At 70.0% G+C, this 23945-nt stretch carries 25 protein-coding genes, 1 tRNA gene and 1 pseudogene; 8 read left to right on the forward strand and 19 right to left on the reverse strand.

The genetic code is table 11. The annotated features are described in order from the left end of the window. From HHX30_RS38000 to HHX30_RS38025, 6 genes and pseudogenes are all read right to left on the reverse strand, one after another. Positions 1-1876: pseudogene (locus HHX30_RS38000) on the reverse strand (DNA-directed RNA polymerase subunit beta); the annotation flags it as partial. Positions 1877-2296: 420 nt separating this feature from the next. Beyond that, positions 2297-2803 carry a hypothetical protein gene (locus tag HHX30_RS38005; RefSeq protein WP_169988791.1) on the reverse strand — a complete coding sequence of 169 codons (507 nt, stop codon included), beginning with the start codon at positions 2801-2803 and terminating at the stop codon, positions 2297-2299. Beyond that, the gene (locus tag HHX30_RS38010; RefSeq protein ID WP_169988792.1) at positions 2800-3288 is read right to left on the reverse strand and encodes a hypothetical protein; all 489 of its coding nucleotides are present in this window, start codon (positions 3286-3288) and stop codon (positions 2800-2802) included. The genes HHX30_RS38005 and HHX30_RS38010 overlap by 4 nt, the downstream gene beginning before the upstream one ends. 194 nt (positions 3289-3482) lie before the next feature. Then, a complete protein-coding gene (gene rplL / locus HHX30_RS38015) occupies positions 3483-3878 on the reverse strand; it encodes a 50S ribosomal protein L7/L12 (protein ID WP_169988793.1) in 396 nt (131 codons plus the stop codon). A 77-nt stretch (positions 3879-3955) separates the two neighbouring features. Further along, the gene (gene rplJ, locus HHX30_RS38020) at positions 3956-4480 is read right to left on the reverse strand and encodes a 50S ribosomal protein L10 (protein WP_079319155.1); all 525 of its coding nucleotides are present in this window, start codon (positions 4478-4480) and stop codon (positions 3956-3958) included. Positions 4481-4703: 223 nt separating this feature from the next. Then, positions 4704-5549: a DUF1396 domain-containing protein gene (locus HHX30_RS38025; RefSeq protein WP_169988794.1), complete on the reverse strand. Its 846-nt coding sequence runs from the start codon at positions 5547-5549 to the stop codon at positions 4704-4706. 178 nt (positions 5550-5727) lie between these two features. Here HHX30_RS38025 and HHX30_RS38030 point away from each other — a divergent pair, with 178 nt between their 5' ends. Then, a complete protein-coding gene (locus tag HHX30_RS38030; RefSeq protein ID WP_169988795.1) occupies positions 5728-6936 on the forward strand; it encodes an amidohydrolase family protein in 1209 nt (402 codons plus the stop codon). 13 nt (positions 6937-6949) lie between these two features. Here the strand turns inward: HHX30_RS38030 and HHX30_RS38035 are convergent, their stop codons facing one another. The 6 genes from HHX30_RS38035 to HHX30_RS38060 all read right to left on the reverse strand — a co-directional run bounded on the left by HHX30_RS38035 (position 6950) and on the right by HHX30_RS38060 (position 10164). Further along, positions 6950-7447 (reverse strand): MarR family transcriptional regulator, encoded by a 498-nt coding sequence (locus tag HHX30_RS38035; protein ID WP_310742267.1) that lies wholly within the window; start codon positions 7445-7447, stop codon positions 6950-6952. Positions 7448-7574: 127 nt separating this feature from the next. Beyond that, the gene (rplA, locus tag HHX30_RS38040) at positions 7575-8288 is read right to left on the reverse strand and encodes a 50S ribosomal protein L1 (protein ID WP_169988796.1); all 714 of its coding nucleotides are present in this window, start codon (positions 8286-8288) and stop codon (positions 7575-7577) included. A 115-nt stretch (positions 8289-8403) separates the two neighbouring features. Next, complete coding sequence (rplK, locus tag HHX30_RS38045) at positions 8404-8835, reverse strand: 50S ribosomal protein L11 (protein WP_169988797.1); 432 nt, start codon at positions 8833-8835, stop codon at positions 8404-8406. A 94-nt stretch (positions 8836-8929) separates the two neighbouring features. Beyond that, a complete protein-coding gene (gene nusG, locus HHX30_RS38050) occupies positions 8930-9703 on the reverse strand; it encodes a transcription termination/antitermination protein NusG (protein ID WP_310742268.1) in 774 nt (257 codons plus the stop codon). 55 nt (positions 9704-9758) lie between these two features. Further along, on the reverse strand, positions 9759-10016 hold the full coding sequence (secE, locus tag HHX30_RS38055) for a preprotein translocase subunit SecE (RefSeq protein ID WP_169988798.1): 258 nt from the start codon (positions 10014-10016) through the stop codon (positions 9759-9761). 75 nt (positions 10017-10091) lie between these two features. Continuing rightward, positions 10092-10164 (reverse strand) — tRNA-Trp (locus HHX30_RS38060). A 235-nt stretch (positions 10165-10399) separates the two neighbouring features. Between HHX30_RS38060 and HHX30_RS38065 the strand changes: the two genes are divergently transcribed. Then, the gene (locus tag HHX30_RS38065) at positions 10400-11605 is read left to right on the forward strand and encodes a pyridoxal phosphate-dependent aminotransferase (protein WP_169988799.1); all 1206 of its coding nucleotides are present in this window, start codon (positions 10400-10402) and stop codon (positions 11603-11605) included. A 164-nt stretch (positions 11606-11769) separates the two neighbouring features. On the opposite strand, the gene HHX30_RS38070 is transcribed toward HHX30_RS38065, so the two are convergent. From HHX30_RS38070 to HHX30_RS38080, 3 genes are all read right to left on the reverse strand, one after another. After that, positions 11770-13011 (reverse strand): ATP-binding protein, encoded by a 1242-nt coding sequence (locus HHX30_RS38070; RefSeq protein WP_169988800.1) that lies wholly within the window; start codon positions 13009-13011, stop codon positions 11770-11772. Positions 13012-13131: 120 nt separating this feature from the next. Further along, positions 13132-14136, reverse strand: coding sequence for a PASTA domain-containing protein (locus HHX30_RS38075; RefSeq protein WP_169988801.1), 1005 nt, complete (start codon positions 14134-14136; stop codon positions 13132-13134). Then, entirely contained in the window at positions 14133-14633 is a 501-nt protein-coding gene (locus HHX30_RS38080; protein ID WP_169988802.1) for a SigE family RNA polymerase sigma factor, read from the reverse strand. Before HHX30_RS38080 ends, HHX30_RS38075 begins: the two co-directional genes overlap by 4 nt. A 74-nt stretch (positions 14634-14707) precedes the next feature. Between HHX30_RS38080 and HHX30_RS38085 the strand changes: the two genes are divergently transcribed. Continuing rightward, positions 14708-15727 carry an adenosine deaminase gene (locus HHX30_RS38085; RefSeq protein ID WP_169988803.1) on the forward strand — a complete coding sequence of 340 codons (1020 nt, stop codon included), beginning with the start codon at positions 14708-14710 and terminating at the stop codon, positions 15725-15727. Positions 15728-15736: 9 nt separating this feature from the next. Here the strand turns inward: HHX30_RS38085 and HHX30_RS38090 are convergent, their stop codons facing one another. Both HHX30_RS38090 and HHX30_RS38095 read right to left on the reverse strand, forming a co-directional pair. Next, entirely contained in the window at positions 15737-16483 is a 747-nt protein-coding gene (locus tag HHX30_RS38090) for a hypothetical protein (RefSeq protein WP_169988804.1), read from the reverse strand. Then, the gene (locus HHX30_RS38095) at positions 16473-17009 is read right to left on the reverse strand and encodes an RNA polymerase sigma factor (RefSeq protein ID WP_169988805.1); all 537 of its coding nucleotides are present in this window, start codon (positions 17007-17009) and stop codon (positions 16473-16475) included. The genes HHX30_RS38090 and HHX30_RS38095 overlap by 11 nt, the downstream gene beginning before the upstream one ends. Positions 17010-17183: 174 nt before the next feature. Between HHX30_RS38095 and HHX30_RS38100 the strand changes: the two genes are divergently transcribed. The 4 genes from HHX30_RS38100 to HHX30_RS38115 all read left to right on the forward strand — a co-directional run bounded on the left by HHX30_RS38100 (position 17184) and on the right by HHX30_RS38115 (position 22064). Beyond that, on the forward strand, positions 17184-17915 hold the full coding sequence (locus HHX30_RS38100) for a bifunctional 2-polyprenyl-6-hydroxyphenol methylase/3-demethylubiquinol 3-O-methyltransferase UbiG (protein ID WP_169988806.1): 732 nt from the start codon (positions 17184-17186) through the stop codon (positions 17913-17915). A gap of 136 nt (positions 17916-18051) precedes the next feature. After that, positions 18052-18750 carry a response regulator transcription factor gene (locus HHX30_RS38105; protein WP_169988807.1) on the forward strand — a complete coding sequence of 233 codons (699 nt, stop codon included), beginning with the start codon at positions 18052-18054 and terminating at the stop codon, positions 18748-18750. Between the two features lie 10 nt (positions 18751-18760). Then, positions 18761-20146, forward strand: coding sequence for a HAMP domain-containing sensor histidine kinase (locus tag HHX30_RS38110; protein WP_169988808.1), 1386 nt, complete (start codon positions 18761-18763; stop codon positions 20144-20146). A 40-nt stretch (positions 20147-20186) separates the two neighbouring features. Then, positions 20187-22064 carry an acyl-CoA dehydrogenase family protein gene (locus tag HHX30_RS38115; protein WP_169988809.1) on the forward strand — a complete coding sequence of 626 codons (1878 nt, stop codon included), beginning with the start codon at positions 20187-20189 and terminating at the stop codon, positions 22062-22064. Positions 22065-22124: 60 nt separating this feature from the next. Here the strand turns inward: HHX30_RS38115 and HHX30_RS38120 are convergent, their stop codons facing one another. Next, on the reverse strand, positions 22125-22283 hold the full coding sequence (locus HHX30_RS38120) for a hypothetical protein (protein ID WP_169988810.1): 159 nt from the start codon (positions 22281-22283) through the stop codon (positions 22125-22127). A 290-nt stretch (positions 22284-22573) separates the two neighbouring features. Between HHX30_RS38120 and HHX30_RS38125 the strand changes: the two genes are divergently transcribed. Next, on the forward strand, positions 22574-22723 hold the full coding sequence (locus HHX30_RS38125; protein ID WP_169988811.1) for a hypothetical protein: 150 nt from the start codon (positions 22574-22576) through the stop codon (positions 22721-22723). A gap of 61 nt (positions 22724-22784) precedes the next feature. On the opposite strand, the gene HHX30_RS38130 is transcribed toward HHX30_RS38125, so the two are convergent. Continuing rightward, the gene (locus tag HHX30_RS38130) at positions 22785-23930 is read right to left on the reverse strand and encodes an acetyl-CoA C-acetyltransferase (RefSeq protein ID WP_169988812.1); all 1146 of its coding nucleotides are present in this window, start codon (positions 23928-23930) and stop codon (positions 22785-22787) included. Positions 23931-23945: the final 15 nt, after the last annotated feature.

The following is a 23945-nucleotide window of genomic DNA, read 5'->3' on the forward strand; positions in this document are numbered from 1 at the left end:
CCTTCTCCGCCGTGATCACATCACCGGCGTCGGTCGCGGCACGGTACTCCATACCGGTCCCGACCAGCGGCGCCTCGCTCTTCAGCAGCGGCACCGACTGACGCTGCATGTTCGAACCCATCAGCGCCCGGTTCGCGTCGTCGTGCTCCAGGAACGGGATCATGGCGGTCGCCACCGACACCATCTGGCGCGGCGAGACGTCCATGTAGTCGACCTCGGACGGGTGGACCGCCTCGAACTCGCCGCCCTTGCGGCGGGCGAGCACGCGGGTCTCGGCGAAGGTGCCGTCGGCGTTCAGGGCCGTGTTGGCCTGCGCGACGACGTGCCGGTCCTCCTCGTCCGCGGTCAGGTAGTCGATCTCCTCGGTGACCCGGCCGTCGACGACGCGGCGGTACGGGGTCTCGACGAAGCCGAACGAGTTGACCCGCCCGTAGGAGGACAGCGAGCCGATGAGGCCGATGTTCGGGCCTTCCGGCGTCTCGATCGGGCACATCCGGCCGTAGTGGGACGGGTGCACGTCGCGGACCTCGAAGCCCGCGCGCTCACGCGACAGACCACCCGGGCCGAGGGCCGACAGACGCCGCTTGTGCGTCAGGCCGGCCAGCGGGTTGGTCTGGTCCATGAACTGCGACAGCTGCGAGGTGCCGAAGAACTCCTTGATCGACGCCACGACCGGGCGGATGTTGATCAGGGTCTGCGGCGTGATCGCCTCGACGTCCTGCGTGGTCATGCGCTCGCGGACGACGCGCTCCATGCGGGCCAGGCCCAGGCGGACCTGGTTCTGGATCAGCTCGCCGACGCTGCGCAGACGGCGGTTGCCGAAGTGGTCGATGTCGTCGGTCTCGACGACCACCGAGTTGTCCGGGCCCATCGTCTCCTCGCCGGCGTGCAGCCGGACGATGTACTCGATGGTGGACACGATGTCCTCGTCGGTCAGCGTGCCCTGGGTGATGTCGGCCTGGACGCCCAGCTTCTTGTTGATCTTGTAGCGGCCGACCTTGGCCAGGTCGTAACGCTTCGGGTTGAAGTACAGGTTCTCCAGCAACGCCTGCGCCGACTCCTTGGTCGGCGGCTCACCCGGACGCAGCTTGCGGTAGATGTCCAGCAGCGCGTCGTCCTGACCGGAGGTGTGGTCCTTCTCCAGGGTCGCCCGCATCGACTCGTACTGGCCGAAACGCTCCAGAATCTGGTCGCTGGTCCAGCCGAGCGCCTTGAGCAGCACGGTGACCGGCTGCTTGCGCTTGCGGTCGATGCGCACGCCGACGCTGTCCCGCTTGTCGATCTCGAACTCGAGCCACGCGCCACGCGACGGGATCACCCGGCAGCCGAACAGGTCCTTGTCGGAGGTCTTGTCGACCGAGCGGTCGAAGTAGACACCGGGCGACCGGACGAGCTGGGAGACCACGACACGCTCGGTGCCGTTGATGATGAACGTGCCCTTCGACGTCATGAGCGGGAAGTCGCCCATGAACACCGTCTGGCTCTTGATCTCACCTGTGGTGTTATTGATGAACTCCGCCGTGACGAACATCGGGGCGGAGTAGGTCATGTCCTTGTCTTTGCACTCATCGACTGAGTACTTGGGCGGCTCGAACCTGTGGTCCCGGAACGACAGGGACATGGTTCCGGAGAAGTCCTCGATGGGACTGATCTCCTCGAAGATCTCTTCGAGACCCGACTGGGCCGGGACGTCCTTGCGCCCGGCCTGGCGAGCCGCCTCAACCCGGCCCTTCCATCTCTCGTTTCCGAGCAGCCAATCGAAGGACTCGGTCTGCAGGGCGAGAAGGTCGGGTACTTCGAGCGGCTCCTCGATACGTGCGAACGACACGGTACGGGGACCGGCGGGTACGGCGGAGGCGTTGCGCGAGGCTGCCAACAGATGTCCTTCCGAGGGCTCGCGGACTGACTACACGCACGCCAGACGACCAGGACTAAGAGTTACTCAGAGAGACGGTCGTCAAAGGGCAGCGCAAAGGGGCAGTGTAGCCGATCGGCATACACCTGTCCACTCCGCTATCGCTCTGCGCTCCACGTTGGTGGCAGCATCACCCGTCAGCGCCGAAACGTCAAGCCCGAGAGCCGACAATTCGCCTAACCGACGGGCGTCACGCTGGGTTTTTCCCGCCCTTGGGACCGAGCGAGCGCCGGGACCCAGTCCCTACCCGGGACCGGAGACGGGTAACGCTCAGTCACACGAACGGGCCAACGCTGACCATGGGTCGACGCCGCCATGCCCTGGATACCCAGCCATAGCCCTGGCCTAAACGTCTTCTTTGCTAACAATTTAGCCACGGGCTCAGGGGACGGGCGTGTCACCCAGGAGCGTGGACAGCCGGGCGGCCCGCCAGCCGTCGCCCTGCGTCACCATGACCAGGCGCGCTCTCCCCTGGCTGACCTGCTGCTTCGGCTCCTCTTGGCCCGGTCCTGAGCGCGTCGTGACCATGTTCACGAACAGCAGCACCCGGACCTCTTCCGGCGTCGCCGACTCCACGCCGGCGGCGGCCACGACGGCGTGCTGGACCGTCCGCCGCTCGCGCGCCCGCGGGCCGAGTGTCTCCGCGAGCGTCCGGTAGTGCTCCGCCAGCTGCCCGGTGGCGTGCGCCCCCGCCCTCAGCATGTCCCGGTCGATCGTACGGTAGTCGTACGACAGCATGTCGGGCGCGTAGGATCGGGCGGCCGCCAGGGCCTCCCGAGAGGCCGTCTCGGCGGCCTGGAGGCGGCGCAGGTCGAGCAGCAGCCACACGGCGGCGACGGCCAGCCCGGCCGCGAGGAGGGCCGTCAGCGACACCAGGATGCGCCTCACTGCACCAGCTCCGCGCGGGAGACCAGCCACAGGCCCGAGGCGTTCGTGACGTCCATGCGCCAGCGGAAGAAGCGCTCCTCGGGCGGGGCCTTCCTGCCGTCCTCCCAGTGGATCACCGCGTCGCCGACGATCAGCACCTGCGCCGTACGCCGGCCGTCGTCGAGGGAGGCGAGCGCGGAGGCCCGCAGGACCCCCGTCTGGACGGCCTTGTTCTTCAGCGTGGCATCCCTCAGCGCCGCCTGCCCGGCGGCGTACCGTGCCCGCTCGGGGCCCGTGGAGGTGGCCAGCGCGCGCTTGATGTCGTCGTCGATGCGGCGGTGGTCGATGGACATGAGACTCACGGCGTGCGCCGCGGCGGCCCTCACGGCCATCTCGCGGTCCTGTTCCGCCGCCAGGGCCTCCGTACGGGCCCGGACCAGGCGCAGAACCGCCAGGGCCGACACGGCCACCAGGAGAACGAGCCCGACGGTCAGCGCGCGCCGCATCCCCGCACCTCCTGAGCACCGGTGGTCTCGGCCCGATCATGTCGCGCGGAGCCTACGTCCGCACGATAGATCAACGGGTCCGACCTGCTCATAAGGGTCTGGATCGCACGCGACTTCCGGACACGCGAAAGGGGCGGTCCCATCCGGCACCTGGATGGACCCGCCCCTTCGGTGAAGCGTGTTGCGAGACCGTCTTACTTGACGGTGACGGTCGCGCCGGCGCCCTCGAGGGCAGCCTTCGCCTTCTCGGCCTGCTCCTTGTTGACCTTGCCGTCGAAGACCGGCTTCGGAGCGCCGTCCACGAGGTCCTTGGCCTCCTTGAGGCCCAGGCTCGTCAGGGCGCGGATCTCCTTGATGACCTGGATCTTCTTGTCGCCGGCGGCCTCGAGGATGACGTCGAACTCGTCCTGCTCCTCGGCCTCCTCGGCAGCGCCACCGGCGCCACCGGCGGCCGGGGCGGCGGCGACGGCGACCGGAGCGGCGGCCTTGACGTCGAAGGTCTCCTCGAAGACCTTCACGAACTCGGACAGCTCAAGGAGGGTCATCTCCTTGAAGGACTCGAGCAGCTCGTCGGTGCTGAGCTTCGCCATGATGTGTTCCTCCAGTGGGTCTAGCTAAAAGTGAAAAGGGACCGCGGTGCGCGCTTCCCCCCGTCCGCTACGCGGACCTACTCGCCGGCCTCTTCGCGCTTGGCGCGCAGAGCCTCGGCCAGTCGAGCCATGGTGGTGGGCAGCGCGGCGAAGGTGGCGGCAGCCTGGGACTGCTTGGCCTTCAGCGCACCGGCCAGCTTCGCGAGGAGCACCTCACGGGACTCAAGGTCGGCAAGCTTCGTGATCTCGTCGGGGGTCATCGACTTGCCGTCGACGACGCCGCCCTTGATCACCAGGAGGGGATTGGCCTTGGCGAAGTCACGCAGACCCTTGGCCGCCTCCACGACGTCGCCCTTGACGAACGCGATGGCGGTCGGGCCCTGGAACAGGTCGTCCAGGGCGGTGATCCCGGCGTTGTTGGCCGCGATCTTGGTGAGCGTGTTCTTCGCCACGGCGAACTTCGCATTCCCACCGAGAGAAACGCGCAGCTGCTTGAGCTGAGCGACGGTGAGACCGCGGTATTCGGTCAGAACGGCGGCGCTGGATCCCTCGAACTCACTCTTGAGCTCGGCGATCGCGACGCTCTTCTCCGCCTTCGCCATGGGCCTCCTTCCAGATGTGCCGCCGGCGAAGGCCCTCGGAAAACAGACAAGCCCCGGCGCAGGCGCACGGGGCTTGGACGGACGTCGAACGTCCTCAAGCGTCTCCACACCTACGCGGGCCGTCCACTCAACGTGGATCCTTCGGTACCGGGCTGTACGCCCGGCGACGACCGGCGGTCTTCGGCAGGAGACAGACTACGTTGTCAACCGTCTGGACGCCAAATCAGCCGCCGAGGCCGGACGGCTGCTGCAGCGTCTGCGGCAGTTCGCCCACCTGGTCGGCGGCCGGCGCCTCGATCGAGACCGGCTCGTTGAACGACTTGAACATCGCGGTGGCCTTGAACGTGCCGGCGTCCGGCTTGCCGCCGCTCAGCTCGACCTTGCGAGGCAGGCCCTGGGCGTCGATCCACGCGTCGAACCTGACGTCCTTGGCGCTCGCGAGCTCGCCCTGCAGGCGCCCGCGCTGCTCCTCGGGAAGCTGCTTGACCGCCTCGTCGACCGGGAACGTGCCCGAGTAGTGGGTCGTGTCCACCCCGCCGACCTGCTCGCCGCCGACGGACTTCACGTCCTTGGACGCCGTCAGCAGGGCGGCGCTCGTCTTCAGGTCGAACTGCTGGGCCTGGCCGAGGAACTGGTCGACGTTCACGCCGGCCTGCGAGCCGAGCTGCTTCAGGTCGAGCCTGATCCACGGCTTGGTGGCGCCCACCAGGGTCTTGAGCATGTCGAGCTTCACGTACGCCACGTCGCCCTGGAGGATCACCCGCACGCCGCCGGGCACGTTCTGCCCGTTGAACGACACCTGGCTGAGGTTGATGTCGGAGGCGATCTGCGGGGTCTTCTGGTAGAGCATCGTCCCCTGGACGACCCCACCCTGACCGCCCTTGGCGTCGGTCACGTTGACCACGAGGTCCGCGGCATAGGTGTTGACCTCGTCGGCCTTCTGCGCGGTCTGCTGGATGACCTCGGCCGCCGAGAGCTGCGCGTTCTGGAGAGACGGAGTCGCGGTCGTCCCGCATCCCGCGACCGTGATCGCGGCCACCGCCCCGGCGGCCACCAGTAGTCGTCGCATTGTGTCCATCCCTTCGGTTTCCCCCTTTACCTGCCCTTGACCCTATGCGCCTAACGCGCCGGGCGCGTCGCTCCGGACGAACCACCATGAGCCCTACACAATCCCTGCACAAACACGGTTAGTTTGCGGCTAGATAGTTAGCACCCGTACTATCTGACATCGAACGAGGAGCACAGACATGCGTACCCTGATTCGGGACGTGCGCGTCTTCGACGGCGAACGGACGATCCCCCGGGCGAACGTGCTCGTCGAGGACGACCTCATCGCCGAGTACGACGGACGACGGGTGGACGCCGAGATCGACGGAACGGCCAGGACGGTCCTCCCCGGCCTGATCGACGCGCACACCCACGTCTCCGACGGCATGCTCGCCCAGGCGCTGGCCTTCGGGGTGACGACAGAGCTCGACATGTTCTGCCTGCCGTCCAACCTCGCCAGGCAGCGGAGGCTCGCCGCCGAGCGGGACGACGTGGCCGACCTGCGCAGTGCCGGCGTCCTGGCCACCGCACCGAACGGCCACCCCAGCCAGATCATGGCCGCGGAGGCCGCGGCCGTCGCTCACCTCGGCGACGCCGTGGGCGCCTTCGACACGATCGCCGACGCCGGGCAGGCGAAGGCGTTCGTCGAGGCCCGGCTGGCGGAGGGCATCGACTATCTGAAAATCGTCGTGGACGACGGCTCAGCGGCGGGGCTCGACCTGCCGGTCCTCGGCCCGGATGTCGTCGCCGCGCTCGTCGAGACCGGGCACGCTGCGGGCCTGGCGACCATCGCCCACGTGGCGACCGTGCGAGACGCCACTGTCGCGATCGAGGCGGGAATCGACGGCCTGGCGCACGTCGTCCACGATGCCCCGCCCGGTGATCCCGCCGTCGAGATGCTGGCGGCGCGGGCCGCCGCCCGCGGAGTGTTCGTGGTCAGCACGCTGAGCTACATCGAGGCGATCACCGGCGGGACGGGCGGGGCGGAACTCGTCCGGGACGAGCGGGTCGCGTCGCGGCTGCCCGACCACGCGCGGGCGGCCGTCCGCGACGACCCCGGCGCCGTACCCGTGCACCCCCAGGGCGTGGTGAACGCCGCGCACGCGGCCTTGGCCCTGCACCGCGCGGGCGTGCCCCTGCTGGCAGGCACGGACGCGAACTTCTTCGCCCCGCTGCACGGCGCGAGCATGCATCGCGAACTGCCGCTCCTCACCGAGGCGGGTCTCACCCCCGAGGAGGCGCTCGCGGCGGCCACCAGCGTCCCCGCCCGGCACTTCGGGCTCCACGACCGAGGGCGGATCGCGCCGGGCATGCGCGCGGACCTGCTGCTGGTGGACGGCGACCCGACCCGCGACATCACCGCCACCCGTGCCATCGCGGGTGTCTGGCGCCGCGGCGTACGCCGATGAGCCGGCGAGCATGTCAGGCCAGCGACGTGAGCAGGTCGCGCAGCAACCGGTCGAGCGTGGCGGCGTCCCTCGGGGGCAGCCCCGACGCGAGCCGGGCGAGGTTCGCCGCGTGGTCGGTGAGGGTCGCGTCGATCACCTCGCGCCCCTTCTCCGACAACGTGATCTTGAAGCTGCGCCGGTCGGCCGGGTCGAGACTGCGCTCGACCAGCCCGGCGGCCTCCAGCCGGTCGAGCCGGCTCGTCATGCCGGCGCGCGACATCATCACCGTGTCCGACAACTCGGACGGAATCAGCGTGTACGGCGGGCCGGAACGGCGCAGCGCGGCCAGCACGTCGAAGTCCCCCGGGCGCAGGCCGTGCCGGTCGAGAACCTCCTCGACCCTTCCCTCGATCACCCGGGTCACCTGGGCGAGGCGACCGAAGATCCCCATGGCCGACAGATCCAGGTCGGGCCGCTCGCGCCGCCACTGGTCGAGGATGTGATCGACGGAATCCCTGCGCTCTACGGTCACGCGCCGAGTTTATTCGCCGTCTGATTATCGGAAGACGCACGAAAGCTCGTGATCTGCCCAAGACGCGCGGAAGCCCCCGCCCGGTAAGGGCGGGGGCTTCCGTCGTCGTGCGGTCCGGAGCGACGGCTCAGGCGTCGATCTCGGCGGTCATCGCCCGCGTCACGTTGGGGTCGACCGGGATGCCCGGGCCCATGGACGTGGTGAAGGTGACCTTCTTGAGGTAACGGCCCTTGGCCGCCGACGGCTTGAGACGCAGGACCTCGTCCAGCGCCGCGGCGTAGTTCTCCACGAGCTGACGGTCGTCGAAGGACGCCTTGCCGATGATGAAGTGCAGGTTCGCGTGCCGGTCGACCCGGAACTCGATCTTTCCGCCCTTGATGTCGGTGACGGCCTTGGCCACGTCGGGCGTGACGGTGCCGGTCTTCGGGTTCGGCATGAGGCCGCGGGGGCCGAGCACGCGGCCCAGGCGACCGACCTTGCCCATCAGGTCCGGGGTGGCGACGACCGCGTCGAAGTCGAGACGGCCCTTGGACACCTCGTCGATCAGCTCGTCGGAGCCGACGATGTCGGCGCCCGCCGCGCGGGCCTCCTCGGCACGGTCACCGGTCGCGAAGACCAGGACCCGGGCGGTCTTGCCGGTGCCGTGCGGGAGGTTGACGGTGCCGCGGACCATCTGGTCGGCCTTGCGGGGGTCGACGCCCAGCCGCAGGGCGACCTCGACGGTCGCGTCGAACTTCGTGGTCGCGGTCTTCTTGGCCAGCCGTACGCCGTCGAGCGGGTTGTACAGGGCCGCGCGGTCGACCTCGGCCGCCGCGTTCTTCCAGTTCTTGCTGCGCTTCACTTCATGCTCCTCATGGAGATCGTGGTCCGGGCCTGCGCTTCGGCCCTCCCACAGCGTTGGATTGCCGCGCCTCCGGCGCGGCGCCTCGGGCGCTTACGAGCCCTCGCGGAGATCGTCAGTCGGCGATGGTGATGCCCATGGAGCGGGCGGTGCCGGCGATGATCTTCTCGGCGGCCTCGACGTCGTTGGCGTTGAGGTCCTGCAGCTTGGTCTCGGCGATCTGGCGAAGCTGCTCGCGGGTCAGCTTGCCCACCTTGTCCTTGTGCGGGTTCGCGCTGCCCTTCTGCAGACCGGCGGCCTTCTTGATCAGCTCGGGCGCCGGCGGCGTCTTCGTGATGAAGGTGAAGCTGCGGTCTTCGAAGATGGTGATCTCGACGGGGATGATGTTGCCCCGCTGGGCCTCCGTCGCCGCGTTGTACTGCTTGACGAAGTCCATGATGTTGACGCCGTGCGGACCGAGCGCGGTACCGACCGGCGGCGCGGGGGTGGCCTGTCCAGCGGGAAGCTGGACCTTCACCAGGGCCGCGACTTTCTTCTTTGGAGGCATTTGTCCTTCTCCGGGTCCTTTGTCCTACAAAAGCCTCACAGGCACGCCGAAGCAGGGCGTGCGTGAGGACGGCTATCGAGTCTACGCGAGACGGTCAGATCTTCGAGACCTGGTTGAACGACAGCTCAACCGGGGTCTCTCGACCGAAGATCGAGACGAGGACCTTGAGCTTCTGCGACTCCGCGCTGATCTCGCTGACCGTGGCCGGCAGCGTGGCGAACGGTCCGTCCATGACCGTGACGGACTCACCGACCTCGAAGTCGACGGTCGCGGTGGTCGTCTTGGTCGTGGCCTTCTTGACTTCCTCGGAAGGCTCCGGCGCGAGCAGCTTGGCGACCTCGTCGAGGTTCAGCGGGCTCGGCTTGTTGGACAGGCCGACGAAGCCGGTCACACCGGGCGTGTTGCGCACCGCGGCCCAGGACTCGTCGGTCAGGTCCATCCGGACCAGGACGTAACCGGGAAGCACGCGCTCCTTGATCGGAGTCTTCTTGCCGCCCTTGAACTCCGTGATCGTGTGGGTCGGAACCTCGACCTGGAAGATGAAGTCCTCCATGTTGAGGGACCCGATGCGGCTCTCGATGTTCTGCTTCACCCGGTTCTCGTAACCGGCGTACGAGTGGATGACGTACCACTCGCCGAACTGACCGCGAAGCTGGCGCTTGAACTCCTCGACCGGGTCGACATCCGGGAGGACGTCACCGTCCTCGTCGACCTGCGGGGCGGCCTCAGCCGCGTCTTCGCCGCCGTCACCACCGTCTGAGTCGGCGACCGTGGTCTCCTCGGCCTCTGCTACGGCCTCGTCCTGCTCGGTGCCCCACTCGTCATCCTCGTCATGGGAGCGGTCGGCCGGCATCGGGGACTCGGACACGGGACTCTTCCTTCTTCGCTTGGTGTCTTGACGCGCTGCGACGTCTCGGGCGGGATCAGGATCCGCCGAAGAGCCAGAGCACACCCTTACCCAGCAGCGTATCGATCCCGAACACGAGCCCAACCATGATCACGACGAAGACCAGGACAACTACCGTGTAAGAGATCAGCTCAGTGCGCCTGGGCCAGATGACCTTGCGCAGCTCGGCGACGACCTGCCGATAGAAAAGAGCGGGCGAGGTGCGCTTTGCCTTCTTCTCACTGGTCGGCTTGCCTGGCTTGCCAGCGGTCTCGCCGCGGGTATCGATCGCCACAGTCCTCACCTGATCCGTCGTGTCCGTCGCAGTTGCGGCGCGCTTTCACGCCATTGTTGCGCGGACCGCACTCCGCAGGGCACGAGGGACTCGAACCCCCAACCGCCGGTTTTGGAGACCGGTGCGCTACCAATTGCGCTAGTGCCCTAAGCCGTGCACCACGATACCCGAGAAACGCGGAGAAGCGTCCGTCCCGTCGTTCACGTGGCCCACTAGTCGGTGAAGTGTACGCGGGATTCACCAGTCCGTCGAACCACGTGGTCGCCGCGCCGCCCGGAGAGGCGGCCCGAGTGCCGTTCGTGCGGTTCAAAGCTACCGCGAGAACCCGTCCGCATCCTGGATATGGAGACGAAACCGCGTGGCGCGTCTGGAACGATGGAGCCATGACCCGACCTCGCATCTCCGCGCGTATTTCCGCGATCTCCGAGTCCGCGACTCTGGCCGTGGACGCCAAGGCCAAGGCGATGAAGGCGGCCGGTCGCCCGGTCATCGGCTTCGGCGCCGGCGAGCCCGACTTCCCCACGCCCGACTACATCGTCGAGGCGGCCGTCGAGGCGTGCCGGAACCCCAGGTTCCACAAGTACACCCCGGCCGGAGGCCTGCCCGAGCTCAAGCAGGCGATCGCGGAAAAGACGCTGCGCGACAGCGGGTTCCAGGTCGAGGCCGCCCAGGTCCTGGTGACGAACGGCGGCAAGCAGGCGGTCTACGAGGCCTTCGCCACGCTGCTCGACCCGGGTGACGAGGTCCTGGTCGTGGCGCCGTACTGGACGACGTACCCGGAGGCGATCAAGCTCGCGGGCGGCGTCCAGGTCGACGTGGTCACCGACGAGACGACCGGTTATCTGGCCTCGGTCGAGCAGCTGGAGGAGAAGCTGACCGACCGCACCAAGGTGCTGCTGTTCGTCTCGCCGTCGAACCCCACGGGGGCGGTCTACTCCCCCGCCCAGGTCGAGGAGATCGGCCGCTGGGCGCTCGACAAGGGCCTGTGGGTCGTCACCGACGAGATCTACGAGCACCTGGTCTACGGCGAGGCGAAGTTCTCCAGCATCGCCACCGCCGTGCCCGAGCTGCGCGACCGGGTCGTCGTGCTGAACGGCGTGGCCAAGACGTACGCGATGACCGGCTGGCGGGTGGGCTGGCTGATCGGCCCCGCCGACGTGGTCAAGGCGGCGACGAACCTGCAGTCCCACGCCACCTCGAACGTCTCCAACGTCGCCCAGGCCGCCGCGCTCGCCGCCGTCTCCGGCGACCTGTCCGCCGTCGCCGAGATGCGGGCGGCCTTCGACCGGCGTCGCCAGACCATGGTCCGGATGCTCAACGAGATCCCCGGCGTGGTCTGCCCCGAGCCGTTCGGCGCGTTCTACGCGTACCCGTCGGTGAAGGCGCTGCTGGGCAAGGAGCTTCGCGGCAGGCGCCCGCAGACCTCGGCCGAGCTGGCCGAGCTGATCCTGGAGGAGGCCGAGGTCGCGCTGGTGCCCGGCGAGGCGTTCGGCACTCCGGGCTACTTCCGCCTGTCGTACGCGCTGGGCGACGACGACCTGGTCGAGGGCGTCAGCCGGGTGACCAAGCTCCTGGCCGAGGCGCACTGAAACCGAAGCGCTGGGCGACCGAAGCGCATCGCGGCAAACAGGCGCGCCGGCGTCACGAACCCGGCACGGAGGCCCGGTCCCCCACCACGCGGGGCCGGGCCTCCGCCACGCCTATGACCAGCCGAAACACGGCCACCGCCCGGCTCTCCCGCGCTGTGCGGGCCTCAGGACCACAGGACGCAGATGGGGGCGGCGACGATCCTCTCGTCCATCTCGTGGACGCGCGGGCCGGTGTGCAGGACGACACCGGCCACGAATCGGTCGCCCAGCTCGTCCCGCAGCCACCGCAGGTGCTTCGCGTCGTCATGGCGTGGGGTGGCCGCCGCCTTGACCTCGATGCCGATCACTCTCCCCATACCGAGCTCCAGGACGATGTCGACCTCGTGCCGTCCCTGGTCCTGACGCAGGTGGTAGATGCGGGGCCGGCTGTCGCACACCGGCACCTCCGCGCGTAGCTGCTGGACCACGAAGGTGTCCAGCAACCGGCCGAGCAGATCGCCGTCGCGGATGAGCGCGTGCCCGTCCACCCGCAGCAGGGCCGCGACCAGGGCCGGGTCGACGAGATACCGCTTCGGCCCGCGAATCAGCCGCTTCAGCCGGTTGCTGAACCAGGCGGGAACCTTGTCGGCGATGAGGAGATCACGCAGGAGGCGCTCGTACGCCTCTCCCGTGCGGGCGTTGACGGCCGCCGCGTCATAGAGCGTCTTGTCCGTGACCACACCCGCGGTATTGAGGGCCAGCGCCTCCAGATAGGCCCGAAGGCGGACGGGGTCGCGCCGTCCGTCCAAAGTCTCGATGTCCCGCGTGAGGGTCTGCTCGATGTAGCTGTCCAGCCACCGCATCCGGACCGGAGCGGGCATCCGCTGAGCCTCGGGAAAGCCGCTGCGCAACGCCAGGTCGATGTAGCCGGCCAGGTCGGGCGGCTGCGCCGGCGCGGCGAGTTCCCCGATCCGGCCCTGAGCGAGCAGGTCGGCGAACGGAGGCCTCTCGGTGCTGCCCGCGAGCTCCTTGACCGCCAGCCCCATCATGTCGATGCGGACGACCCGCCCAGTCCCGGGCCAGGTCCGGCCACCGAAGTCCGACCAGACGGAGCCGGTGAGGATGAAGCGACCTGGCCGGTGATCGTCGTCCACCGCTCGTTTGACCGCTCCGAGCACCTCGGGGACGACCTGCCACTCATCCAGCAGGACGGGCTCCTTGAGCCCGCGCAGGACCGCGTCCGGATCTGCGCGGAAGGCGGCGTTCTCACTGTCCCGATCGAGCCGCACCACCGTTTCGGCGTGTCGTTGCGCCGTGGTGGTCTTCCCGGTGGCCCGTGGACCGACCAACATGATCGCCGGCAGGGTCCCGAAGACACCGTCGATGATCGGATCCACGAGTCGCGGGATGTAGGAATCACGGCCCATCCAGGCAGACTACCAATCTCACCCAGCCGCGAGTACAAAGATGACCCAGCCGGCACTACAAAGACGACCCACCGCCTACCGGCCCCGGGCTGAGGTGTGGAGGCGGTGGACCGGCGGGGGTCACCTGGCGAGGGCGACCTCTGCGGCGATCTTCTTGAGCTCGCTATCGGCCGCGGCGCCGCCGAGCTCGGCCACGTAGTCGGGGCTCATCATGACCTCGACCCCGACTCCGGGCGCGAGGGTCCACGCGATCGTCCGGGTGCCCCCGTCGTTGACCTGGTCGCCGCCCTCCGACAGGCTGACCAGGTACGCCTTCCTCCCGCCCGCCTCGACCGGCTTCGCGCCCTGGGCGGCGAAGCCCTGGAGCCGCTTCGCGAACTGTTTGGCGGCATCCTTCCGGTAGACGACCATCTGGACGCTGTACATGCCGGGTTCCAGCCCCGGCTCCACCCAGCTGGTGGTGTAGCTCCGCGTGCCGAACCCGTCTTTCCCGGACCACTTGCCCCATTCGAGCCCCTCGGGCAGGTAGCCGACGTGCACACGGCCGAGCGTCCGGCCGTCGCCGAGGTCGCCGAGGTCCTGGGGCATCCCCGGGCTCTCCGTACCCGCCGTGGTGTCGGGGGTCGGCGCGGCCGTCGCGGCGACGATCAGCGTGACCGCCGCCCCGGGGGGAGCGCTCGTTCCGGGAGCCGGCGTCTGGCCGACGACCGTCCCCGCAGGATCCCTGTCGCTGACGACCTTCGTGACCCGCACCGTGTAGCCGGCCTCCTTCAGGACGGCGCCGCCCTCCTCGACGCTCTTGCCGACCATGTCAGGGACGAGGTTCGCCGGCACGGCGACCGTGTCACCCGAGCCTGTCGCGGACGCGGACGCGACCGGCGCCCCCTGGCCGGCGGCGCCGGTCCCCTGGCCGCCGCCCACGGCCGGGGCGGTGCCCGGCCCGCCGGTCAGCACCACGGGCACGGTCACCGCGACCGCCGCGGTGAGCAGGGCCGCTCCCGTCGTACGAAACCTCACCACGTGCCGCCGGTTGCGCCGCCGGACGGCCTGGCCCAGCGACGGCGGCGCCTGCACGCCGGCGACCTGAGCGGCCATGGCGTCTCTCAGCGCCTCTTCGACGTTCATGCGGACGCTCCTTCCAGGTTTTCCATACGTGCGCGCACCCGTGCCAGGCCGCGGGCGGCCTGGCTCTTGACGGTGCCGACCGAGCAGCCGAGCAGCGCCGCGGTCTCGGCCTCCGAGAGGTCCTCCCAGTAGCGGAGGACCAGTACGGCCCGCATCCGGGCCGGCAGCTTCCTGAGCTCGGTCACGAGCACGTCCCGCAGCCCGAGGTCGGGCGACTCCACGGGCGTCTCCGGCGGCTGGGCGAGGGTGATCTCCTGGAGCACCCTGCGCCGCCTGGCCCTGCTGATCGCGCCGTTCACCACGACCCGGCGCGCGTACGCCTCGGGGTTGTCGTGCCGGATGCGCGGCCAGTGCCGATAGACCTTCTCCAGCGCGCTCTGGACCATGTCCTCGGCGTCGGTCGCCGAGGCGCCGCAGACCAGGATCGCGGTGCGCAGAAGAGCGGTGCTGCGCGCGGCCAGGAACTCGTCGAAGGCCGCCTCGTCTTCTTCGGTCATGAGCTCCCCTTTCGCCCCTCCCCAACGCGCCAACCCGCCGACGGGTTGTCAACGGGATGCGGCAACATATGGAGATGGCACGTCCACTCGACACGCTCCCCAAAGCACATCTGCACCTGCACTTCACCGGCTCGATGCGGCATTCGACGCTGATCGAGCTCGCCCGGGAGCAGGGCGTCCATCTCCCCGACGCGCTGGTGGAGGACTGGCCGCCGAAACTGCGGGCGACCGACGAACGCGGCTGGTTCCGGTTCCAGCGGTTGTACGACATCGCGCGGTCGGTGCTGCGCCGGCCGGAGGACGTCTACCGGCTGCTGCGCGAGGCCGCCGAGGACGAGGCCCGGGAGGGGTCGCGCTGGCTGGAGATCCAGGTCGACCCGTCCGGCTACGCCCAGCGTTTCGGCGGGCTGACCGAGACCCTCGAACTCGTCCTCGACGCGACCGAGAAGGCTGCCAGGCAGGCCGGGATCGGCATGGCGGTGATCGTGGCCGCCAACCGCACCCGCCACATGCTCGACGCCAGGACGCTGGCCCGCCTGGCGGCGCGGTACGAGGGCAGGGGCGTGGTCGGTTTCGGCCTGTCCAACGACGAGCGGCGCGGCCGGGCCAGGGACTTCGAGCACGCCTTCCGGATCGCCAGGCGCGCCGGGCTGCTCGCGGTGCCGCACGGCGGCGAGCTGCTGGGCGCGGCGAGCGTCGCCGAGTGCCTCGACGACCTGGGCGCCGACCGGATCGGGCACGGGGTGCGCGCGGCCGAGTCGCCCCGTCTGATGGAGCGGCTGGCCGACCGGCAGATCACCTGCGAGGTGTGCCCGCTGTCCAACGTCGGTCTCGGGGTGGCGGAGCGGCCCGAGGACGTGCCGCTGCGGCGGCTGTTCGAGGCCGGGGTGCCGATCGCCCTCGGCGCCGACGACCCGCTGCTGTTCGGCGCCCGGCTGCTGCCGCAGTACGAGCTCGCCAGGGAGGTGTACGGCTTCACCGACGCCGAGGTCGCCGAGCTCGCCCGGCAGTCGATCCGGTCGTCCAGGGCGCCCGACGCGGTCAAGAAGGAGTTGCTGAGCGGGATCGACGGCTGGCTCGCCTCCCCCGAGTGAGTCTCCGGATCATCGGGCCGAGGAGGCGATCCGTACGGCCTCGGCGCGGTCCGGTCCCTCCAGCCGCATGCCGACCAGCCTGTGCTGCCAGATGAGCGTCGGCCCGGCCACCCGCTCCTCATGCGGCGCGCCGCCGCCGGACGGCACGTACGACACGCCGTGGGGCTGCGGGATCCACCATCCGCGGACGGCGTCCACCTGCTCGGGAAACGGCTCGCCGAGTTCCTTGTGCCAGACGACGCTCAGCGTCCCGTCGAACTCGTCGAGCCGGACACCCGGCCACAGCAGCGTCACCACCCTGCCGCTGTCGGCGAGCCGCACGTCGGCAGGATCGCCGAGCGCGGACGGCACGGCGAGGGGAAATCGCGCGGTCCGCCGCGCCTCCTCCAGCGTCACCCGGCGCTCGCCGGGCAGCGGGCTCGGCACTCCCGTGGGCAGCGGCCCGGCGCCGCCGACGTGGATCTCCACTCCCGCGAAGCGCAGCACCGACACCACCGCGGCCCGGCCCTGCGGGGTGGCCCCGAGCAGCACGGCCATCAGGACCGCCACCGACGCCGCCGCCACGCGCGGCGACGGCCGCCAACCGGCCCGCCGCCGATCCGGGCGCCGCGCCCGCTCGTCCTCGGCGCCGGCGTCCTCCAGCCGGGCACGCACGGCACGGGCCACGTCGGCGGGGGGCGGCGCGGGCACGGCCAGGTGGGCGCCGAGAGCCCGCAGGCGCGCCTCGAGCGACTCGGGCCGGTCGTCATCGCTCACGGCCCACCTCCTCCCGCAGGCGCCGCAGGGCCCGGAACGTCCGCGACTTCACCGTGCCGAGCCGTACGCCGAGGACCTCGGCCGTCTCCGCCTCGGACAACTGCAGGAAATACCGGCAGACCACGGCTTCGCGTTCCCCGTGGGGCAGCGCGCGTACGGCCTCCAGCAGGCGGGACCTGCCGTCGGCGTCCACGGCCGCGCTCTGCGGGTCCTCCGGTCCGTACGGCTCCCGCTCGCGGCCCAGCCGTACGGCGAGGTCGGAGCGGCGGCCACGTGACCGGGTGAGGTCGTGGGTCTCGTTGGCCACGATGCGCAGCAGCCAGGGGCGGAAGGACGAGCCCCGGCGGAAGCCCTTCAGGTGGCGGAAGGCCTTGACGAACGCCTCCTGGACGACGTCCTCCGCCTCGTCGGCCGCGCCCAGCAGGCTCGCCGTACGGTGGGCGACCGCGCTGTACCTGGCGACCAGCACCTCGTAGGCGTCAAGGTCACCGGCCAGGGCACGGGTCACTGCCTCGTCGTCGTCCATCTGAGGGGGAATCGGGGGCGTATCGGCGGACGGAGGTGAAGCCTACGAGCAGCCGGGCATTCAGTCCACACCGCCGTCGGTGGCCCGCGAGCGGCCCCTCCGGCGAAGCGGGCACCCGCCGATGGGGTGGGCACTACACTTTCCAAGTCCGTCAGCGTGTAGATCGAGGATCTTATGTCTGGGTATGACCGAGTAGTCCAGCCGGCGGCCGGAGACGAGGCTCTGGAGAACCACCTCGGCGGCGACGAGGCCAAGAACTACCGGCAGTACGAGTTCGACATGGTCGCACCGCACGTGGGGCGGTCGCTGCTGGAGATCGGCTCGGGTCTCGGGCACTTCGCCGAGCAGTTCCTGCCGCGCCTGGACAGGCTCGTGGTGAGCGACTTCGATCCCTACTGCGTCGAGCAACTGCGCACGAGATTCGCGGACCGCGACGACGTGTCGGTGCTCCAGTTCGGCCTGCCGACCGACATCCCCCTGGCCGAGCCGGTCGACACCGTCGTGATGATGAACGTCCTGGAGCACATCGAGGAGGACGCCGAGGCGCTGCGGTCGCTGGCCAGGGTGACCGCCCCCGGCGGCCGGATCGTTATCTGGGTGCCCGGCTACATGCAGCTTTACGGGGACTTCGACCGCAAGGTGGGGCACGTCACCCGCTACACCCCCGCCACGCTGCGCAGGACGGTCACCGCCGCCGGTCTCGACGTCCAGGTGCTCAAGCCGATCAACTTCCTGGGCGGAATCGCCTGGTGGGCGGCCGTGCGGCGGGGCGGCGTGGGCTACCCCGACCCCCGGCTCGTGAAGATCTACGACCGGACCGTCGTGCCGATGACCCGGCTCATCGAGCGGTTCGTCCGCCCGCCGTTCGGCCAGACCGTCTTCTGCGTCGCCAGGGTCCCCATGTAGCAGGGTCCCCAAGTAGCAGGGTCGCCAAGTAGCAGCGCGCAGGTAGCAGGGTGCCCAGGTAACCGTCCTCACGGACCACGGCGCCGCGGATCCGGATTGTGCGACAAATGCCTCCTGCCTGCACAATGGGTCCCGCATGAGTGAAACCAGGATCCTCGTCGTCGAGGACGAGCCGAACATCCGGGACATCGTGGAAGTCGCCCTCCGATTCCACGGCTTCCGGGTGACGGCCGTGGGCACGGGGGCCGCGGCGCTCGGCGAGGTCATGAAGGACCAGCCCGACCTCGTCGTCCTCGACGTCATGCTCCCCGACATCGACGGCTTCGAGGTGTGCCGGCGAATCCGGGCCGGCGGCGTGCATCCTCCTGTGATCTTCCTCACCGCCCGCGACGCGGTCGCCGACACCGTACGCGGGCTGACCCTCGGTGGCGACGACTACGTCACCAAGCCCTTCTCGGTCGAGGCGCTGGTCGCGCGGATCCGCGCCGTGCTGCGCCGTACGAGCGTGCCGGAGGCGGCCGAGCGGGCGCACGGGCCGATCCTCCGGGTCGCGGACCTGGAGCTCGACGAGGCGCGCTGGGAGGTGCGGCGCGGCGGCGTTCCGGTGGATCTGTCGCCGACCGAGTTCCGCCTGCTGGCCTTCCTGATGGCGAACGCCGGCCTGGTGCTCACCAAGCGGCGCCTGCTCGAGGAGGTCTGGGGCTACGGCGGCAGTTCCCAGGTGCTGGAGACCTACATCTCCTACCTGCGCCGCAAGCTCGACCCGCTCGGTCCGCCGCTGATCCACACCCAACGCGGCATCGGATACGCGCTGCGCCCGCCGCAGGACATGTGACGGACCCGTGATGTCGCTCAGGACGCGCCTGCTCGCCGGGCTGCTCGGGGTGAGCGCGGTCCTGCTCGTCGTGCTCTCCGTCGTCAGCGTCGTCGTCCTGCGCGGGCACCTGCGTACGCGCCTGGAGGGGCAGGTGGTGGCGGCGACCGTCACCGCCGCACGCCGGGTGGTCGTGGGAGACCCGCTCGCGCAGGCGCTGACCGGCTCCACCTACGCCGTCGCCGCCTACGACCTCACCGACGGCCGGGCCCATCTGGTGAGCGGCGACGCCGTCGACGCCGCGGCCGTGCCCGACCTGGCCGAGAGGCTCGGCGAGGACAACCTGCTGGCGTACGCGGCGCAGGGCCGCACCTTCGACCTCGACCCGAGCGGCGGCCACGACCTGATCGCGGCCGTGGCGATGTCGCCGAGCGGTCTGCGGCTGGTGGTCGTCGCGGTGCCTCTGGACGCGGTCGACGATCCGGTGCGCCACCTTCTGATCAGCGAACTGGCGACCGGCGGGGCGCTGATCCTGCTGCTGGCGGCGGGCGGCCGGCTGCTGATCGCCGGCGGCCTGGCGCCCCTCGGCAAGATGGCGCGAACCGCGCATCTCGTGGCCGAGCGAGGCGACCTGTCGGCCCGGATGCCGGAGGGTCCTTCCGAGGTCGGCAGGCTCGGCGCGGCGATCAACCTCATGCTCGACCGGATCGCCGGCGCCTTCCGCGACCGCCAGGCGTCGGAGGACCGCGTGCGCCGGTTCGCCGCCGACGCCTCCCATGAGCTGCGCACTCCGCTGTCGACCATCTCGGGCTACGCGGAGCTCTACCGGGCCGGGGCGATCCCGCCCGAGGACCTGCCCAAGATCATGGGACGGATCGAGGCCGAGGCCGACCGCATGGGCCGTCTGGTGGGCGAGATGCTGGAGCTCGCGCGGCTCGACCGCGGCGCCGCCCTCGCGCTGAGCGAGACCGACCTGGCCGAGATGGCCCGCGAGGTGGCCGCCGACTCGGCCGCCCTCGATCCCGCGTATCCCGTGACGGTGGAGGCCCCGATCTCCCTGATCGCGACCGTGGACGAGGCCAGGGTCCGCCAGGTGCTCGTCAACCTGCTCGGCAACGTGCGGGCGCACACCCCCGAGGGCACGAAGGCCACCGTACGGCTGACGCGCGTCCGGGACTCGGTGACGATCGAGGTGCGCGACACCGGCCCGGGTATGAGCCCGGAACAGGCGGAACGCGCCTTCGACCGGTTCCAGCGGGGGGAGGATCACCTGTCCGGCGGTGCGGGGCTCGGCCTGTCGATCGTGAAGGCCATCGTGGAGGCGCACGGCGGGCGGTGCCGGATCGACTCCTCTCCCGGCGGGGGCACCTCCGTACACATCGGGCTTCCGGCGGTGCAAGAGGCTACTGGCGGGTAGGTAACGAGTACAGCTCGTTCCACCACCGAGGAGGTCGAGGATGACGACCGATTACGCCAAGGCCAGGGAGGTGGCCGAGCAGGCGCGCGAGACGGAATGGACCCGCCCGAGCTTCGGCAGGCAGCTCTTCCTCGGGAACTTCCGGCTGGACCTCGTGCATCCCGCACCCCGCCTGACCGAAGAGGAGATCAAGAAGGGGGACGACTTCCTGCGCGCCCTGCGGGCGTTCCTGCAGGAGAAGGTCGACCCCGCGCTCATCGAGCGCACCGCCGTGATTCCCGACGAAGTGATCAAGGGCCTGGCGGCGATCGGCGCGTTCGGCATGACCACCGAGGAGGAGTACGGCGGGCTGGGTCTGAGCCACCTGTACTACTGCCGTGCGCTGGAACTCGTGACGTCCTGCTCCCCCGCGCTCAGCGCGCTGCTGTCGGCCCACCAGTCCATCGGGGTTCCGCAGCCGCTGCGGCTGTTCGGCACCCCCGAGCAGAAGCGCCGGTTCCTGCCCCGCTGCGCCCGCGGCGAGATCTCGGCGTTCCTGCTCACCGAGCCGGACGTCGGGTCCGACCCCGCCCGGCTGTCGACGATCGCCGTGCGCGACGGCGACGCGTACGTCATCAACGGCGTCAAGCTGTGGACGACCAACGGCGTGGTGGCCGATCTGCTGGTCGTGATGGCCAGGACCGGAGCCAAGATCTCGGCCTTCGTGGTCGAGGCCGACTCTCCCGGCATCACCGTCGAGCAGCGCAACCAGTTCATGGGACTGCGCGGGATCGAGAACGGCGTCACCCGCTTCCACCAGGTGCGCGTGCCGGTGGAGAACCTGATCGGCCGCGAGGGCCAGGGCCTGAAGATCGCCTTGACCACGCTCAACACCGGACGCCTCTCGCTGCCCGCCACCTGCGTCGGCGCGGCGAAGTGGGCGACGAAGATCGCCCGCGAGTGGGGACGCGAGCGGGTCCAGTGGGGCCGGCCGGTCGGTCAGCACGAGGCGGTGGCCCGCAAGGTCGCCTTCATCGCCGCCACCACGTACGCGCTGGAGTCGGTGGTGGACCTCGCCGGCCGGATGGCCGACGACGAGCGCAACGACATCCGCATCGAGGCCGCGCTGGCCAAGCTGTACGGCTCGGAGATGGCCTGGCGGCTGATGGACGAGCTCGTGCAGATGAGAGGCGGGCGCGGTTACGAGACCGCCGAGTCGCTGCACGCCCGCGGGGAGCGCGGCGTGCCGGTCGAGCAGATGCTGCGGGACATGCGGATCAACCGCATCTTCGAGGGCTCGACCGAGATCATGCACCTGCTCATCGCCCGCGAGGCGGTGGACGCGCACCTGTCGGTCGCGGGCGAGCTCGTCGATCCGAAGGCCGGCCTGCGGGCCAAGGGGCGGGCGGCCACCCGGGCCGGCGCCTTCTACGCCAGGTGGCTGCCGAGCCTGGTGACCGGGCCCGGCCAGGTGCCCACGTCGTACGCCGAGTTCGGCCCGCTGGCCCAGCACCTGCGGTACGTCGAGCGGACCAGCCGCAAGCTCGCCAGGTCGACGTTCTACGGCATGTCCCGCTGGCAGGCTCGGCTGGAGCACAAGCAGGGGTTCCTGTCGCGGATCGTCGACATCGGCGCCGAACTGTTCGCCATCACCGCGGTCTGCGTGCGCGCCCAGGAGGAGTCGGCCGAGTTCGGGCGCAAGCCGTACGAACTCGCGGACACCTTCTGCCACCAGGCCAGGCAGCGGGCCGAGGCGCTGTTCGACCGGCTGTGGGACAACACCGACGCCCGCGACGTACGGCTGGCCCGCCGGGTGCTCGACGGGCGGTACGAGTTCCTGGAGGAGGGCATCGTCGACCCGTCGATGGAGGGCCCGTGGATCGCCGCGCAGCGCACCGGGCCGTCGATGTTCGAGGACGTCCACCGGCGCATCGGCTGACGGGAACGGCACGGCCCCGCCCCCGGCATGCGGGGGCGGGGCCGTGGTCCGAGTTGGGGATCAGACGTCGTAGCAATACATCCAGCCGTAGCCCGAGATGTAGCAGCGGTACCAGCCCTCGGGAGCCTTCGCCTGGGCCGGGGCGGACAGAACGCCGAAGGTGGTGACGGCGACGGCGGTGGTGGCGAGGACGGCCGCGGCGCGCTTGAGCGACTTCACTGGTATCTCCTGTGCGGGGAACGTTTCTTTGACGTGTCCGAGTACACAGGAACCCACTTGGCGGGATCTGGTGGGCGACTTGGAGGCTACTTGCTCGGTTCAGAGGCGGGAAAACCCTTTGTCCCGCGATGCGGGGGCTTGTTACTGTCGCCCGCATGTGGATTCTCTACGGCGACCGCTGATCAGCCTCTGACCCGCTGATCCGCTCAGCTTTCCGGCCCTGTCCATCCGACGCGGCAGCTGAGTGACGGCACCTGGTGCCGCGTTCCCGACGTACAAGGAGATCCCGTATGCGTACCCGCGCGTCCAGCAAGGGCGGCAAGCAGCAGAACCCGCGCACGCCGCAGCCCCAGCGTTCCTTCCCGCCGCCGCCGCGTCAGATCCCGGCCCCGCCCATGCGGCCGGTACGGCAGCCGCGGCGGCTGCCGCGGGCCAAGTAACCCCGTCAGGACAGAGAAAGGGCACCCCGGCGCTCGACCGGGGTGCCCTTCGTCGTGAGCGTTAGAGGCGCTCGATGATCGTGACGTTGGCCTGGCCGCCGCCCTCGCACATCGTCTGCAGGCCGTACCGCCCACCGGTGCGCTCGAGCTCGTGCAGCAGCTTGGTCATGAGGATCGCGCCGGTGCCGCCCAGCGGGTGCCCCAGCGCGATCGCGCCGCCGTTGGGGTTGGTGCGGGCCGGGTCGGCCCCGATCTCCTTGAGCCAGGCCAGCGGAACCGGGGCGAACGCCTCGTTGATCTCGATGACGTCGATGTCCTCGATCGAGAGCCCGGCCTTGGCCAGCGCCTTACGGGTGGCCGGGATCGGCGCCGTCAGCATGTAGACGGGGTCGTCGCCGACCAGCGTCAGCGTGACAATCCGGGCGCGCGGGGTCAGGCCGTGGTCGCGCACCGCCTGCTCCGAGGCGATGAGCAGCGCGCCGGAGCCGTCGGAGATCTGCGAGGAGGTGGCCGCGGTGATCCGGCCGCCCTCACGCAGGGTCTTGAGCTCGGCCATCTTCTCGATCGTGGTGTCGGGCCGCGGGCCCTCGTCGTCGCTCACGCCGTTGACGGGGGCGATCTGCTCCTTGAAGTGGCCGTTGGCGATCGCCTTCGCGGCCCGCTGGTGGCTCTCGTAGGCGAAGACCTCCAGGTCCTGCCGGGTGAAGCCCCACTTCTCGCACATCAGCTCCGCGCCGCGGAACTGGGAGATCTCCTGCTTGCCGTACCGCTCGACCCACTTGTCGCCGAACGGGAACGGCATGCCCTTCTCCAGCGCCGCCGTGATGCTCGATCCCATCGGGACGATGGACATCGACTCGACGCCGGCCGCCACGACGAGGTCCTGCGTGCCCGACAGCACTCCCTGCGCGGCGAAGTGGATCGCCTGCTGCGACGAGCCGCACTGCCGGTCGATGGTGACTCCGGCCACGGTCTCCGGAAGGCCCGCACTGAGCCACGCGTTGCGCGCGATGTCCATGGACTGCGGGCCGAACTGCATCACGCAGCCCATGATCACGTCGTCCACGGCGGCGGGGTCGACGCCGGTGCGCTCCACGAGCGCGGAGAGAGTGTGGGCGGCCAGGTCGACCGGGTGGACCGTGGAGAGCCCGCCCTTCTTCTTGCCGACCGGCGAGCGGACCGCCCCGACGATGTACGCCTCTGCCACAGTGCCTCCATAAGA

This window comes from Microbispora sp. H10836 (assembly GCF_012999525.1).
In the GTDB taxonomy this organism is placed as follows: domain Bacteria; phylum Actinomycetota; class Actinomycetes; order Streptosporangiales; family Streptosporangiaceae; genus Microbispora.